Below are 14,724 nucleotides of genomic sequence, written 5' to 3' on the forward strand. Positions count from 1 at the left end.
CGGGCTCGCCTGTGCACACCGTGCATCAGGAACAGCTTTCGGGCGCGTCCAGTCGGGTGAAACGGTAACTGTAAGCCGGCTGGGCGTCGCTGTTGTCACGTTGCACCCAGGGCAGGGGCTCTCCGGCATCCCAGTCGAAGGTTTCAGGCCATTGATCCTCCACTTGAACGAACCGGCTGTCGAGGGACGGACTGGTCACGGTCAGGGTCGGCCGGGGCTGGTTGTCCGGCAGAATCAGGGTAATTGGCACCGGTTTCAGGTTAACGGTTAGCAGGGTCAGCACGCCGGGGGTTGCGGGGTCGCAATGGGCATAGGCCTGAATCACCGCGCCACTGCCGCGTACCTCAAACCAGCGCGGGCCCATCAGCCGGTTCCACAGCACCTGGGCCCAGTAATCCGGGTTGGGGCTGTAGCGGGTGCGGTGGGCGAGCAGGGCGTAGTCGCCGCCAACCAGCGACTGCCGAATCACGGTGTCCTGCCCGGTTTGAGCGGCCGTACCCAGCAAGGTCAGCCACCACAGGCTGGAGCCAAAGCGATTGGTCAGCTGATCAACACCACCGCACTGGGCCGGGCCGGTCTCGCCAAGCCAGAGTTCGGAGTCGGGCGAGTAACGATCGACCCAGCCGCGAACGCGCTGCGCCTGACGGCGGAATTCGTCCACCGCTTCAATGTCGACCAGCGATTCCCACTCGGCCCCTTCGGTGCGGACACGACAGCGAGACGACTGGGTCGGGTAGTAATGCCAGCTGAAGATGGCCGGGTTGGCGCCGTTTTCCAGGAAGGTGCGGGAACTGCCCACCAGCGGTCGCAAGGGTTCACCGATGCCGGGCCAGAAGGCATTGGCGGGCCCGGCCAACGGAATTTTGCCGGTCAGCGCGCGGGCTCTGGCGAATTCTTCAGTGTACTGATCGAACCCGTATTGATGCCTCAGGCCAAACATCAGCCAGTGGGCTCCGGGTTCGTTGCCGAACTCGAGTACGCCGTTGTAGTCCTGCGGCAGCCAGCCGAGCAGACGCTGTAATTGACCCGGTTGCCAGTCGCCGCCGTCACGCACCCGGGGGCCCGTGCTGGTGGTGATCATAGGCCGGGCGCCTGCGGCCCGGGTGAAGGTCAGAAACCCGGTCAGGTCGCCGCGGTCCAGCCACGGCTGGGCGGCGGCCGGGTCATCCGGAGCCTGCCACCAGAGTTTGTCGGCTTCGGTGCCGCCAAGCCGGATCCAGGCGGGCGCCAGAATTCGGGTCCAGCGCTGCAGGTCGGCATCGCTCAGGTCGAGCGGGCGGGGCGGCCCATCGAGGTCGGTCCACCAGTCGCCGCCGGTCAGCATGGCGGCATCGATGGCAACACCCACGAAATCCGCACTTGTTTCACCGCGCTCGAACCCCACACTCAGGTAAATAGTGGTCGGGGTTCTGACAGGAGCCCATACTAAACCGATCAGGATCAGTACCAGTGCAGCGGTGAGCCATCGTGGGTGACGCCATAGGGCGCGGAGCAATGCAGTCATGCGCCGGTTATACGACATTTCTGTGACCGTTTGACGACACCGCCATGACCGCCTGGCACCGTACTGACCCTTCAAGACTCAACAAAAGGACACCACCATGACCAACCCATTGCTTGAACCGCATGAACTGCCGCCCTTTGAGCAATTCAAGGCAGACCAGATCGTCCCGGCCATGACCGAGATCATCGACAGCAGCAAGGCACGCATCAATGAACTGGTGGAAACGGTTGCCGAGCCGACCTGGGAGTCCCTGATTGAGCCCATCAGCGAACTGGATGAACGGCTCGACAATGCCTGGGCGGTATTTGGCCACCTGACTGGCGTTAAGGATTCGCCCGAACTGCGTGATGCCTACAGCCAGGCTCTGGCGTTGCTGACCGATTACCAGAGCTGGCTCGGCCAGCACGATGGCCTGTTCAAAGCTTATCAACAAATCGCAGGACGGGATGACTTCAACACGCTGTCCACCGCCCAGAAGGCAGCGATCGAGCAAGCCCTGCGCGATTTCCGGCTGTCCGGCATCGACCTGAACGAGAACGACAAAAAAGCCTTCGCAACGCTGCAGTCGGAACTGGCCCAATTGCAGCAGCGCTTCAGTGAGCACGTACTGGATGCCACACAGGCCTGGTCGCTGCACATTACTGATGAAGCCCGTTTGTCCGGCTTGCCCGCCTCAGCCCGGGCCACCCTGGCACAGTATGCCCGCCAGAAAGACAAGGACGGCTGGCTGGTCACCCTGGAAATGCCCTCGGTCATTCCCGTGCTGACCTACGCCGACGACCGTGAGCTGCGCCGCGAGACCTACATGGCCCATGTTACTCGCGCATCAGATGTTGGCCCATTCGGCGGTGTTTACGACAATGGCCCGGAAATGACCGACATTCTGACCAAACGCCAGGCCGCTGCCGAGCTGTTGGGGTATGCCAACCACGCCGAAGTCTCGCTGGCGACCAAGATGGCCGACTCTCCGGCGGCCGTGCTCGACTTCCTAAACCAGCTGGCCGCCAAAGCGGTGCCCCAGGCCAAACACGAATACGAAGAGCTGGTCGTCTTCGCCCGGGATGAGCTGGGCATGACCGATGAGCTGGAGCCCTGGGACATCAGCTACGCCAGTGAAAAGCTGAAGGAGCAGCGCTATGCCGTCTCGCAGGAAGAGCTGAAACCGTATTTCCCGGCACCGCGTGTGATCGAAGGCCTGTTCGAAACCGCACACCGTCTGTTCGACATTTCGTTCGAGCAAGTCTCCGACTTTGAGACGTACCACCCGGATGTGCAGCTCTACAATGTGCTGGAGAATGGTGACGTCGTAGCCCGCTTCTACATGGATCTCTATGCCCGCGAAGGCAAGCGCGGCGGCGCCTGGATGGACGAATGCCGCAAGCGGGTACGCATCGGCACTAAGCTGCAAAAACCCGTTGCCTATCTGACCTGCAACTTCACGCCCCCGGTCGATGGCAAACCCTCGCTGCTGACGCACGACGAAGTAACCACCCTGTTCCACGAATTTGGCCACAGTTTGCATCACATGCTAACGCGGGTGGACGTCGGCGATGTCAGTGGCATCAGCGGGGTCGCCTGGGATGCCGTCGAGCTGCCCAGTCAATTCATGGAAAACTGGTGCTGGGAGCCCGAGGCACTGGCTTTTATTTCGGGTCATGTGGAGACGGGTGAACCCCTGCCGGCCGATCTGCTGGAAAAAATGCTGGCCGCCAAGAACTTCCAGTCAGCCATGGGCACGGCGCGCCAGCTGCAGTTCTCCCTGTTCGACATGAAGCTGCACAACAAAACCGAGGCGTTTATGGTGAACGATGTGCAAGCGGTACTGGATCAGGTTCGGGAAGAGGTGTCGGTCATTAAAACCGTGCCGGAGAATCGCTTCCAGCACAGCTTTGGTCATATTTTCGCCGGTGGCTATTCGGCCGGCTACTACAGCTACAAGTGGGCCGAAGTGCTGAGCGCCGATGCCTACAGCCGCTTTGAGGAGGAGGGCATCTTCAATGCAGAAACCGGCAAGGCCTTTCGAGACGTGATTCTGGCCAATGGCGGCAGTGTGCCAGCTGGCGATCTGTTCAAACAGTTCCGCGGGCGGGAACCGCAAGTGGATGCGTTGCTGCGCCATAGCGGCATAGCGGCATAGCCGCCTGATTCAGTGGTTCAGCGCCGAACCCTGCCCAGTAGCAGGGTTCGGCGAGTTTACCCTTCAGACGCTCTTTTCTTCAGCGCTATGGCTGAAAAATGCACGCCTTTCCAGCCATGCTGCATAAACTGACGAATGTTGGCGTGATCCTGCCCGTCGGGATTGCCCAGCACATCTTTGCGATAATAATCACCAAACAGCGCCAGGGTGGTCGCTTCCGGCAAGTTCATCGCATGGGCAAAGGCCAGCAGGCGGCATGATCCCTGGTTAGTACCGGCGGCGTTGCGCTGCTCGCCCACCGAAAACGCCACCGGCGTGAATTCGAACTCCCGATCGATCACGGCAATGGCCTGGTCAAAGTCGATCGTCTCTGGCCGGGTGTATAGCTGGTCTGCAAAGTCGTTTAATGTCATGGCAGGCAAGATCCTCGGAGAACAGGCAACAGGCTATCACAGCCATCGGGGCCAACCGAACCGCCGGGGTCGACCGTTACGAAAAAAGACTGTCCCTTTTGTCTTTATTGTCCTATAATTCCTAATCAATGTTTACTTCTCAAACCAGGAGCCTCAATGTCACTTGAAAATCGACCGCTCCTGCTGGTCATTGAAGATGAGCCAGCCATATCACAGCTCATTTGCCATGCCCTGAACAAACAGGGTTTCGAGACACGGGTAGCCAACTCAGGTGAAATCGGGCTCGACATCCATCACGATCATCAGCCAGATCTGGTATTACTCGATGTAAACCTGCCGGGGATTGACGGGTTTGACGTATGCGCGGCCATCCGGGAAGCGCGGTCCGACCGCATCACCCCCATCATCATGCTAACCGGCGCAGATGATGTCGACTCGATCAGTCAAGCGTTCGAGCTGGGCGCCACGGACTTTTTAACCAAACCCATCAATTTCCCGCTCCTGGTACAGCGTGTTCGTTACGCCCTGCGCAATCGTGACAACGAGCGTAAGCTGAGAAAATCCCTACATTTCCAAAGTCGTGCCAGCCAGTTTGCTCGGATGGGGTATCTCGGCTATCACTTTGGTACCCGAACTTTCCGGCTAAACGCCCTGTCCAAATCACTCCTGCATCTGGAAGACGGTGAGTATGCACAGGATGAAATTCTGGACCTGCTTCACCCTGAAGACCGCATACGAATAGAAGCGGTGTTGTCGGAAAAAAGAGAGGCAGACCTGGAGCTGCGCATAAATCTGCCCGAGGCAGGGCAGCGCATTATTCGCTTCAGTTGCAGTATGGAAGACGCCAGCGGCCTGGTCATGCACGGGGCTTTTCAGGACATTACCGAGCACCGAAGCACGGATGATCTGCTGACTTATCTGCGCTTGCACGATGACATGACCGGGCTGCCAAACGAGCGAATGTTGCTGCAACAGATTGGTGACCACCTTCAGCCCATGAAAGCCAACGGCCCGCTTTCCATCCTGGCCCTGGTCGGCCTGACAGGCTATGGCAGACAGGTTTCCGTCTTTGGTCAGAAAAGGGTCAACGAACTGATCAAACACATCGCCAGTGACTTCAAGCGCTACCTTCGTCCACTCCAGGGGCAGGTAGAGATTTTCTACATTAACGAGGGTCGGTTTTCGGTACTGGGACGTTTTAAATCTGAACAGGCGATGGAGACACATCTCAATGCACTGGTGCAACTCAGCGAAACAGAGCGGCACATCGACAACGAAATTCTGACGCCAAACAGCTTATGCAGCGCCATGACCCTAACCAAGGCTGACTTGGGTGCCGACTATTATTACCAGCGCTCACGCCTGGGATTGCATCAGGCGGAGTCAAATCCAGGCAAAGGGGTGTATTGGCTTGAAGACTCTGCACCAGAGGACATTCGCCGTGAGATGCACCTGGAAAGCGAGGTCAAACGCGCTTTGCAAGTCGGCCAATTTGATCTGTACCTGCAACCCCAGCTGTCGATAGACGGGCGTGAAACCGTTTGCGGGTTCGAAGCACTGGTGCGTTGGATTGATGACAATGGACAGATTAGCCATCACTCACCGGCTGAATTTCTACCCGCCATTGAACGGATGGGGCTCATGGTAGAGCTTGGCAAGCTGATCATTGAACTGGCCTTCAAAAAAGCCAGGGCTCTTAAAGAGGCCGGGTTAACCGTGCGGCTCGGGATCAATCTGGCCGCTCAGCAGTTTGCGGACGATCAACTGGTACCCTTTATTTTGTCCACGCTGAACAACTCTGGCCTGAATGCTGAAGATTTTGAGTTTGAAATTACGGAAGGCACCGCCATGGCCGACCCACACGCCACACTGTTAAAGCTGAAAGCGTTGCGACAGGCAGGCTTTCACCTGGCCATAGATGATTTTGGCATCGGTTATTCCTCCATGGAGTATCTGCTGCAGTTCCCACTGACAACCCTGAAAATTGATCGCGCGTTCATCGTCGATATCACCCTCAACCCCAAGGTCAGAGCCATTATTCAGGCCATGGTCACCCTGGCCCGAGGGTTGAATTTAACCACCGTTGCCGAAGGAATCGAGTCTGTGCGCCAGCGCGATTACCTGGATGCCCTCGGAATCGATTTACAACAAGGCTTTTACTACGCCAAAGCGCTTCCATTAGACGAGGCCATCGCCTTTGCTCAGTCTCGCAAAAGCAGGACGGGATCCATATGACGGCCTTAAACGAAGAGCTGCTCACACTGCTTAACCGGTCTGTCCCATTTAACCAGTGGGCGGTAGAGGCGACTGAGTTTTGGCGTCGCGTCACCCGAAGCCAGACCTGTTCCTGGCTACCGTTGAATGACTGGGCAGACCATTGTGACAGCCCGACACCGCAGACCCGATATCAGTTACCCGATCCAGCCAAACAGACGCTACCGCTCATCATTGATCAGTCTGTGACAGCCTGGCCACTGATGGAAGCCGGATGGCTACTGTGTGAGGGAGCCTCAGATCAACCTGAAGGCACTCTGTTGGCACACTGGGACGGTCTTCGACATCAGTGGTTATTGAGAGGGCGCCTGGCCCTTGCCGAGCAACGTGCGTCCTTTGGCAGCTGGATGCTTTCTGCAGTAAGCCATGACTTGCGAGCGCCCCTGAATTCGATCATGAATTTTCTGGAGCTGGCCGAGCAACCGGATTCTGACTGGCACTCGCGACTGACCACGGTGCGTCATGATGCAAGCCAACTGAACCGATTGATCAGTCAGATTCTGGATTTTTCCCGACTGCAGGCCAATCGACTGGTGTTGGTGCCCAAGACGACCGATCTGCTTGACTGGGTCGGCGACTTGGTCGAGTTTTGGCGAGGTAAACTGTATTCCAAGCAATTGTCTTTCCGGTTGTATCTGGCCGAAGCCTTGCCAGCGTGCATAGAGTTGGATTCGGAACGGTTGTCTCAAATTGTTCACAACCTGATGAGTAATGCGTTCAAATATACCGAGACTGGAGGGATAGAGCTGGCGGTGATGCCAGGCACACACCCCCATGAACTGATCATCGAGGTAAGCGACAGTGGATCGGGTATTGAAGCATCACAACTACCGCTGTTGTTTGACCCTTACACCCAGTCACGCCATCACGATCAATTCAAAGACGGTGGTGTTGGCCTGGGGCTGAACATTGTCAAACAATTATCCGATCTGATGGATGGCCATATTGCGGTGAGCAGTGAACCTGGCCAGGGATCGGTTTTCCAGCTCCGAGTCCCTTATCAACCCGTGCCAGAGCCAGAGCGGAAAAGCGACAACAAGGTGATGCACCAGCAATGGGTACTGGTGATCGATGATGATCAGCGTCGTACCAGCAGCCTGGTGAACATCCTGGTGAATCTGGGCGCTTCGGTTACCCGGGTACACACCGGTCCTGAAGCTCTGTTCCAGTTGCGGCAACGGGAAGTCGCGCCAGACTGGGTGCTGATTTCTGCAGGTTTGACGGGTGTTGGTGCCGAGCAAACACTGGAGCAAATTGTGGCGCAACTGGCATGGTCTGGCCAAACCGCTTCCGACTCCATTCTTTGGCTGAGCGACCAAAGCCACCAGGCTGATTCAACGTATCGATCCCTGGCGATGCCTGCGTCTGCACAAGAGGTTTATCAGGCACTCACCTTTTCCGCTCCGGTCGACGCAGTACCGGGACTGTCGAACGCCCCCACCATCCTTGTGGTTGACGATACGGACCTGAATCTCCAGATGACACAGATCCAGCTGGAAAAGCTCGGTGTCAAGGTGTTGACCGCTGAATCGGGTGAACTGGCTCTGGCAGCAATAAAGCGATGCGCCGTCGACCTGGTGTTTATGGACATTATGATGCCCGACATGGATGGTTACGAAACCACCCAACACATTCGTGCGTACGAGAAAGACCAGGGCCTCAGTCCGGTTCCCATTATCGCGCTGACAGCCAATGCCCTGTTTAACGACCCGGCCAAGTGCCGTGACGCCAGCATGGATGACTATTTGTCCAAGCCTTACCGGCCAGACCAGCTGAAGTCTGTGGTAAAGCGCCACATCCCGACGTTTCGTGAACCCGGCCTACCCCAGTCTGTCGAGGCACAACCGTCAGCGGTGATCAATATACCGGCGCCAACAGCGAGCGATAACCTCGTCAACTGGAAACAGGCGTTACTCATGGTCGGAGGTGACGAACCCATCCTGCTTACCATTTTGAAACCCTTTGTGGAGGACCTGCCAGCAACCTATTCGACGCTGGAAAAGGCCTATGAACTAGGGGACTGGCACACTCTGCAACGCCAGGCGCACAGCCTAAAGGGTATGTTGCGGACGTTCGGTGCCGGCTCTCTGGGAGACGCGGCGTACCAGTTGGAGAGAGCTGCCGGGAATTCAGACACTGAATCTGCACGCCAGGCCTGGGGCGCGTTCAACACCCTTTACCCCGACACGTTGAAACAGCTTAGTAAGTACCTGGGGGGTCATGCCAAATGACAACCAAGGGTCAATTGCAAGGCCGCCCCGTTCAACCGCCGGCGCACATTGCGCTTCAGCCGATTTGTGACCGGGACTTCCGACACCGTACGGATGCGCTGTTGTACCGGCACTCTGCCACCGCTCAACAAGCCGTGATCATTGACCCGACTCATGCAACCGCCAGCGCGGTCTTGCTGGCAATCTACGAGATTGGGATTACACAATTGGTGGGTGACCGGGACTTGCTGATAAAGGCACCGCTGACCTGGCTAACGGATTCAGATTTACTGCCGACGGCAGATGCACAGTTAGTCCTGGAGATAAACGCATCCGACCAGCCGGAACCCGGGCTACTGAACCAACTGGCTCAGGCCGGGTACCGGCTTTGCCTGTCGTGCGAAGACTGGCCTTTGAATGACGATATCAGTGTCTTTGAAGCCGTCAAGATACCTGCTGCAATCGTCGAGCACGAAGAAACGCGACTGTCGGTCCTGAAAAAACGCCTCCCAAACCTTACCTTTATTGCTCATCGGGTCGCCGATCTCGATCAGTTTGATCGCTGCCGAAACGCCGGCTTTGATCGGTTTCAGGGTTTTTTCTACTCAGCGCCAACCACCCTGAATAAAAAGAGCCAACAGGGCAATGCCAACCGGCAAATCCTGTTGCGCATTTTGCAAGAGTTACACCAAGCAGAGCCCGACGTTCAAAAAGTATCGTCTTTGCTAACGCAACTGCCGCAAGCCACCCTCTTGCTCCTAAAACGAGCCAATTCGGCCGGTTTAGCCCGGGTTCGTCAGATCAGGAATGTGTCTGAAGCACTGATGCGATTGGGTCTCGCGGACATCAAGACCCTAATGGCCAGCTTACTGATTACCGACATGGGCGGCTGCAGTGGATTGCTACTGCCCGATATCCTCACTCGCGCCGCTTTTTGCAGGGCGGTAAGCCAGTCTGATTCAACACTCGACGTTGAAACTGCGTTCAGTGTGGGGTTGCTGTCTCACCTGCCCGACATGCTCGGTATGTCAACGAATGACATGTTGCAGCAACTGAGCGTCAGCGACGAGATTGACCTGGCCCTGCGGCATCGCCAGGGGGCTTACGGCAGACTGCTGCGACTGGCAGAAGCCTACGAAGCGGCTGAGTTGTCACCCCAGAACCGGGACATGATCGCCCGACTGAACCATCTGTATTTACATGCGCGCGCCTGGACACAGGCCTTGCTGAACGTGCTTTAGGCACACCTGTTGCTCAATAGGAGCTCACTTCAATGAAGAAACTGATCGGGTTTATATCCACTGCCATACTGACGCTTTCAAGCTCGTTGACCTTTGCTGAGGCTTTGCCAGCGCCATCCGGCCCCGTCATACTGACGGTCAGTGGAAACATCGAGCACACCAACAATGGTGACGTTGCCGAATTTGACCGAGCCATGCTGATGGCTCTGGAGCAGGGTACCATCCTCACCAGAAACCCATGGGCCGATGGGCTTAATCGCTATCAGGGCCCACTCGGAGCCGCGTTAATGGAGGCTCTGGGTGCCAAGGGAGACACACTGCTGCTTACCGCGCTTAACGACTACAGCTCAGAAATGCCGACGTCCGATTTATCTCAGTTTGGCGTGGTATTCGCCATGAGCATGAACGATCAACAACTGCGCATTCGGGATCGCGGCCCCTTATTTGTCATCTACCCCTTTACTGACGAACCGGAACTTAACAGCGAGCTGTACCACAACCGCTCGGTCTGGCAGGTAAACCGGATCGACGTGCGCTAACCATGACCCTGCCTGCTGACAACACACCGCACCTGGTGCGCCCCCGCTACTGGGGGCTAGCGCTGCTACTGGCAACGTGCCTGGCATTGCTGTTGTCGGCAGGTTACCTGTATTGGCAAGCGTCTCAACGCCAACAAGTACTGGTCAGTACCGTACGCGAAAACCTTCTGTGGGCCAGTATGCAACTGGAACGGGAAACCAAGCGATGGAGTTTGTTTCTCGCCGAAGCCACCATCGAATCGGCTTACGATCTTGATGAACTTGAATTACGTTTTGAAATTTTATACAGCCGTTTCATCACACTGGATAACGGCGAGTTAAAGCAACTGATAGAACAGGATACAAGGCAGACCCAGCTTTTAGCGGAATTTGGTGCAGAGCTGATGGCGCTGGAACAGGACGTCTACGCCTACTTTTCACAACCGACGGAAGATTTTTCCCGTTTTTCCGAGCAAACGGACAAACTGACGGCTCTGTCGAATGACTTTATTAACCAGGTAATAACGGTTCGCTCCGAAAATTCCACGACCAGCCGCAATGAGTTACTCGACACCATGTTTTGGTTGTCCGTGTCTGTCCTTCTTTTGATTTCAGCGACCATGCTGTTGATTTTTTTGCTGGTACGCAGCCTGATCAAGGAGCAACGCCAGGTAACCGCCCTGTCACAAATGGCACAACAACTCAGAGAGACGGCCGAGCAAGCCAAGGCGGCCAGCAAGGCAAAATCCGCTTTTGTTGCAATGATGAGTCATGAAATACGAACGCCACTGAATGGCATTTTGGGTATGTTGAATATCCTGACGGAAGAACCCCTTGGGAACAGAGCGCTTGGCTATGCGACCGCCGCTCGTGAATCAGCCGACCACTTGCAGGTCATCGTCAGTGACATTCTGGACATGAGCAGCATTGAAACGGACAAGCTCACGATCTCATCAGAGCCCATGTCGCTGACCACCTTACTCGAGGATCTCAATACCGTTGCGCGAGCTGCCATTAAGGAAAAACCGATCGACTTCCACCTGTCAATGGAACCCGGTCTTCCTGACTGGATTGAAAGTGATCGGGTTCGACTTCGGCAGGTCATTATGAATCTGCTCAGCAACGCCTTTAAGTTTACGGACCGTGGCGAGGTTCGGTTGTCGGCCTACTGGCGATCAATGCCCTCTAGCGACAACCAGGGATACCTGCGAATAGACGTTAAAGACAGCGGCATTGGCATTGAGCCCCACCAGCAATCCCTGCTGTTTCAGGGGTTTACTCAATTGGATAGCGCAATAAACCGTCGCTTTGGTGGCACCGGCCTTGGACTCAGTATTTGCAAGGAGCTGGTGACTCGAATGGGGGGAACGATAGGTCTGTCGAGTGAACCGGGTGAAGGGTCACTGTTCTGGTTCGACATACCGGTTAGGTGTCTGCAACCCACGGAGGAATCTCAGCCCCGTTACATCGCTTACTACGGGTTTGAAGACCGTGACCGGGAACAAATCATTCTGGCTGCCCAACACCAGAGACTGGCTACCCGTGAAGTTCAACCAGGCGAACCCATGCCTGAGGGGTGCGTCGCTGTTGTTATTCGTTGGCAGCCACCGTACGACCAGCACCTTAATGCGATGGCCTTATGGCAGCAGTCTTTGGCCATCAAACCGAATTTTATTGCCGCGGTGTCAGCGGACCAGACGACGTCGGCCTATGCCTTCATCAAGGCCGGTGGCCAATCGTTGCTGGTATCCCCGCTGGTGGCTTCTCAATTGTCGGAGCGCCTGGCCCAGTTTGACTCAGCGTAAAACCACAACGCCTGGTACCCATCAGCCAACATTGGTTGTCTGGCCAAATGAAAGCCGTGCCTGGGGCAATATGGACTTCAACCACACCTCAACCCACAGAGACCCGGCCGGCGTCTTAAACGGAATAACCAGAGTCGAATTCAGAGGCATGCCTTTAAAACTCTGGCTCAATTCGATCGTAGGCTGACTCATCTCAAAGTCATACCCCTGCTGCCATAACCGCTTTCTGGCGCCGCCTGACACCATATTGGCAAGCTCGCCCGTCATATCCAGACACGCATCACTGGGGAAGGTCATCGGTTCCCGAAGCAGTTTCTCACCGATATTACAGGCTGTACTGGCGTCCAGCGCGAGCACGAAAGCTCCCCGGAAACTGTCACCCTGCAACGGCATCACTGCAACAATATCACCCGGCGTATTCGCCTCGTGTTTTAAAAATACCGGTTGCCGCTGACAGTTCATCTCCGCCATCGTGAGCAAGATGTCAGTCACTGTTTCCATGAAAGGGTTGATGATGTCCGCTTTCATACATCCTCCGGAGTGCCTGTTGAACCGCTATTGCTGATCACGGATCTATCGACTCACTGATCGGGATTTACCCAGTTTTTAACAGTCCCGCAATACAGGCCAGCAAATCGTCGTTATTGAACGGTTTAGCGATCACTGCCGTGGCGCCATTGCGGCGGGCTTCTTCAAGTGCCGCCTCCGGTGCCGCAGAAATGACCACGACCGGCACATTCGCGCGATCTGTCTGGCTGCGCAGGAAATCAAACACGTGTTCAGACCGTATGCCCGGCATCATCAGGTCGAGCGTGATCAATGATGGTTTCGAGCGTTCCAGCATTGCCCCGGCAATAAAGCTGTTCTCAGCTTCCACAACCTTGTAGTTGGCTTGGCTGAGAACACGCCGCAATGCCCGCCGTACCGGGGCTTCATCGTCAATTACCAAGATTGTTGGTTCAGTGCTTTCATCAAAACCAACCGGAATCCCGTGATCTTTTGCGAATGCAATGAAATCGGACTCGATAACACGATAATCACCTCGGCCCGGTAGCTGATGGCCTTTGAGTTTTCCACTGGCGATCCAGCGACTAACCGTACGTTGGTGAACATCGCATAGCCGAGCTATCTCACCCGGAGACAGTGTCTTGATCATTCCAATAAACCTTTACTTTGAATTAGGGCCACTATACCATCCCAGCAAGACAAAAGCGACATTAAAGACATTTGATACATCGCCAGTATCTGTCTGGTTGGAACCAAGGGGTACCGTTATGACAACATTCACGGCCGAAGCGAAAACAGCCCATTTTACACCAACCATTGTATGTGTTGATGATGAAGAGAAGGTGCTCAGCGTACTCAGGCGCGTATTAACCCCGTTGAACGCCCGAATCAAGGCGTTCAGCGAGGCGGCGCGAGCGCTGGAGTATGTCAGGGCCAATACGGTAAGCGTCGTCATCAGCGACATGAGAATGCCATCCATGTCCGGTGCGGAATTTCTTGCAGAGACTTTTCGCCTGCAGCCGAACGCCTATCGAATGCTGATTACCGGTTTCTCCGACCTGCCCTCTACGGTATCGGCCGTGAACGACGGCAGAATTCAACGGTACCTCTCCAAGCCATGGAACAATGATGCGCTGCTGGCAGCCGTCAAAGAAGGCCTGAGCTATCACGAGTTGATCGAGGCCAACTATCGGCTACAAAGTGACATCAAGCAAAAAAATATAACGCTCGAACAGGAGGTGTCGCTTCGCACCAAGCAGTTGCGCAAAGCCTTGAGAACGCTGCAGGCAGAGCATCACCGCAGTGAAGAAGCGTTTAAAGGGACCATCAATGTGCTGACCAATGCGGTCAGTGTCAATCCGATTGCCGATGGCCACTTCCACCAGAATGTGTCTGAATTGGCTGCGACACTCGCCTTGAAGATGGAGCTGCCGGACGATCATGTCGAGCGCATACGACTCGCGGGCCAATTGATTAATCTGGGTTTGCTCGGTGTCGACCCGGAAATATTGAAAAAAAGCCACGCTCGCCTGACCGTTCAGGAGCAGAATGAACTTAAAAAGCACCCTCAGATTGCTGAGCTCATTCTGTCACCGGCCAGACACTTCGATGAACTGGCGCAGATTCTCGGCAGCCAGAATGAAGCCTTCAACGGTGCGGGCTACCCTCATGGCCTGGTTGGCGATGTCATTCCCCTGGGCTCCCGAATCGTCACCGTCGCCCGGGACTTTTGGCGTTTCGCAGGACAGAGTGGCGATGACTTCAGTCTCGCCTACAAAAAAGCCGTTCACCAGTTGAAACAAGGCATGGGCATTCACTATGACCCGGACATTGTGGCGTGTTTATGTGAGCTGGACCTTGAAGAAATCAAACGGTTTGACGAACGTGAGCATGCGCTGACACCCAATGACCTTGAGCCTGGAATGGTGTTGCTCGATGACCTGTACAACGCAGCCGGTTTACTGTTGCTGGCCAAGGACTACGTCCTGACCGATGAGGCCATTTCCAAACTGAGAGACTATCAGGAGGTGGATGGCGATGTACTGTTCATTCGTGCCGAAACAACGCCAGAATGTGGTGCTACTCTGAACAACACCGAGCAATAGCAATCCAGCG

Annotated in this window: 11 protein-coding genes; 7 read left to right on the forward strand and 4 right to left on the reverse strand. The window is 55.7% G+C overall.

Going from position 1 to position 14,724, the window contains the following annotated elements; all coding sequences use genetic code 11:
• Window positions 1–25: 25 nt before the first annotated feature.
• On the reverse strand, window positions 26–1,504 hold the full coding sequence (locus tag EP166_RS16285) for a hypothetical protein (RefSeq protein WP_164743984.1): 1,479 nt from the start codon (window positions 1,502–1,504) through the stop codon (window positions 26–28).
• Between the two features lie 97 nt (window positions 1,505–1,601).
• On the opposite strand from EP166_RS16285, the gene EP166_RS16290 reads away from it, so the two are divergent.
• Entirely contained in the window at window positions 1,602–3,641 is a 2,040-nt protein-coding gene (locus EP166_RS16290; protein ID WP_127559032.1) for a M3 family metallopeptidase, read from the forward strand.
• A 56-nt stretch (window positions 3,642–3,697) separates the two neighbouring features.
• Here EP166_RS16290 and EP166_RS16295 read toward each other — a convergent pair whose 3' ends face one another.
• Window positions 3,698–4,054 carry a HopJ type III effector protein gene (locus tag EP166_RS16295; protein WP_127559034.1) on the reverse strand — a complete coding sequence of 119 codons (357 nt, stop codon included), beginning with the start codon at window positions 4,052–4,054 and terminating at the stop codon, window positions 3,698–3,700.
• Between the two features lie 156 nt (window positions 4,055–4,210).
• On the opposite strand from EP166_RS16295, the gene EP166_RS16300 reads away from it, so the two are divergent.
• From EP166_RS16300 to EP166_RS16320, 5 genes are read left to right on the forward strand one after another with little or no spacing between them, the layout of a single operon-like run.
• Window positions 4,211–6,289 carry a GGDEF domain-containing response regulator gene (locus EP166_RS16300; RefSeq protein ID WP_127559036.1) on the forward strand — a complete coding sequence of 693 codons (2,079 nt, stop codon included), beginning with the start codon at window positions 4,211–4,213 and terminating at the stop codon, window positions 6,287–6,289.
• A complete protein-coding gene (locus EP166_RS16305; protein WP_127559038.1) occupies window positions 6,286–8,559 on the forward strand; it encodes a response regulator in 2,274 nt (757 codons plus the stop codon). Before EP166_RS16300 ends, EP166_RS16305 begins: the two co-directional genes overlap by 4 nt.
• Window positions 8,556–9,779, forward strand: a complete 1,224-nt coding sequence (locus EP166_RS16310; protein ID WP_127559040.1) for an EAL and HDOD domain-containing protein — start codon at window positions 8,556–8,558, stop codon at window positions 9,777–9,779. Before EP166_RS16305 ends, EP166_RS16310 begins: the two co-directional genes overlap by 4 nt.
• Before the next feature lie 32 nt (window positions 9,780–9,811).
• Window positions 9,812–10,318, forward strand: a complete 507-nt coding sequence (locus tag EP166_RS16315) for a putative pterin-binding protein (protein ID WP_127559042.1) — start codon at window positions 9,812–9,814, stop codon at window positions 10,316–10,318.
• A gap of 2 nt (window positions 10,319–10,320) precedes the next feature.
• On the forward strand, window positions 10,321–12,102 hold the full coding sequence (locus tag EP166_RS16320; RefSeq protein ID WP_127559044.1) for a sensor histidine kinase: 1,782 nt from the start codon (window positions 10,321–10,323) through the stop codon (window positions 12,100–12,102).
• 21 nt (window positions 12,103–12,123) lie between these two features.
• Here the strand turns inward: EP166_RS16320 and EP166_RS16325 are convergent, their stop codons facing one another.
• Both EP166_RS16325 and EP166_RS16330 read right to left on the reverse strand, forming a co-directional pair.
• Window positions 12,124–12,630 (reverse strand): chemotaxis protein CheX, encoded by a 507-nt coding sequence (locus EP166_RS16325; protein WP_127559046.1) that lies wholly within the window; start codon window positions 12,628–12,630, stop codon window positions 12,124–12,126.
• Window positions 12,631–12,697: 67 nt separating this feature from the next.
• Window positions 12,698–13,258, reverse strand: coding sequence for a response regulator (locus EP166_RS16330; RefSeq protein WP_127559048.1), 561 nt, complete (start codon window positions 13,256–13,258; stop codon window positions 12,698–12,700).
• 118 nt (window positions 13,259–13,376) lie between these two features.
• Here EP166_RS16330 and EP166_RS16335 point away from each other — a divergent pair, with 118 nt between their 5' ends.
• The gene (locus tag EP166_RS16335) at window positions 13,377–14,714 is read left to right on the forward strand and encodes an HD domain-containing phosphohydrolase (protein ID WP_127559050.1); all 1,338 of its coding nucleotides are present in this window, start codon (window positions 13,377–13,379) and stop codon (window positions 14,712–14,714) included.
• Window positions 14,715–14,724: the final 10 nt, after the last annotated feature.

Origin of the sequence: Saccharospirillum alexandrii, from assembly GCF_004000275.1 — a bacterium.
Taxonomy (GTDB): Bacteria; Pseudomonadota; Gammaproteobacteria; order Pseudomonadales; family Natronospirillaceae; genus Saccharospirillum; species Saccharospirillum alexandrii.

Coding starts and splice junctions, on each gene's coding strand:
- EP166_RS16315 (WP_127559042.1), top strand. CDS start 9,812: ATGAAGAAACTGATCGGGTTTATATCCACTGCCATACTGACGCTTTCA.
- EP166_RS16310 (WP_127559040.1), top strand. CDS start 8,556: ATGACAACCAAGGGTCAATTGCAAGGCCGCCCCGTTCAACCGCCGGCG.
- EP166_RS16320 (WP_127559044.1), top strand. CDS start 10,321: ATGACCCTGCCTGCTGACAACACACCGCACCTGGTGCGCCCCCGCTAC.
- EP166_RS16305 (WP_127559038.1), top strand. CDS start 6,286: ATGACGGCCTTAAACGAAGAGCTGCTCACACTGCTTAACCGGTCTGTC.
- EP166_RS16290 (WP_127559032.1), top strand. CDS start 1,602: ATGACCAACCCATTGCTTGAACCGCATGAACTGCCGCCCTTTGAGCAA.
- EP166_RS16330 (WP_127559048.1), bottom strand. CDS start 13,258: ATGATCAAGACACTGTCTCCGGGTGAGATAGCTCGGCTATGCGATGTT.
- EP166_RS16300 (WP_127559036.1), top strand. CDS start 4,211: ATGTCACTTGAAAATCGACCGCTCCTGCTGGTCATTGAAGATGAGCCA.
- EP166_RS16295 (WP_127559034.1), bottom strand. CDS start 4,054: ATGACATTAAACGACTTTGCAGACCAGCTATACACCCGGCCAGAGACG.
- EP166_RS16285 (WP_164743984.1), bottom strand. CDS start 1,504: ATGACTGCATTGCTCCGCGCCCTATGGCGTCACCCACGATGGCTCACC.
- EP166_RS16335 (WP_127559050.1), top strand. CDS start 13,377: ATGACAACATTCACGGCCGAAGCGAAAACAGCCCATTTTACACCAACC.
- EP166_RS16325 (WP_127559046.1), bottom strand. CDS start 12,630: ATGAAAGCGGACATCATCAACCCTTTCATGGAAACAGTGACTGACATC.